The following is a 400-nucleotide window of genomic DNA, read 5'->3' on the forward strand; positions in this document are numbered from 1 at the left end:
GGCGATGAAGCTCGACCACGCGAAGTTCTGTGACCTGATCGTGGATGCGCTGGATCGGCTGACTAGGCAGAAGGCGTGACTCAGGCTTCGTGCCGACGATCCGGTCGCCGACAGCCTTGTAGGCCCGAGACTCGGCCGGTCAAAGCTATTGGCTATCGTTCTTGATGCTCTGCGTAACGTTGATCCCGTCCGCCTCGATGGTCAGTGTCTCATTCAGTTCGGAACCGCTGGCTTCAATTGACTTGGTAAAGCCGACCAGTTTCGCTCCCGGATCGGATGGCCGACCCATACCTGGGTTATCAATAATATTGAACGAGTGTTGCGCGACCCATAATTGCTTGTCCGGGCGCACGGCTCCCCATGTATTCGTATTTTTGACGTGCTTTCTTACGTAGTATGC

The 400-nt window shown here is 55.2% G+C and carries 1 protein-coding gene; it reads right to left on the minus strand.

All coding sequences use genetic code 11. The features are described from left to right. Positions 1 to 145: 145 nt before the first annotated feature. On the minus strand, positions 146 to 400 hold a 255-nt coding region (locus ACWTU8_RS33190; protein WP_455851426.1), incomplete at its 5' end, for a hypothetical protein.

This window comes from Mesorhizobium sp. BHbdii (assembly GCF_053848045.1).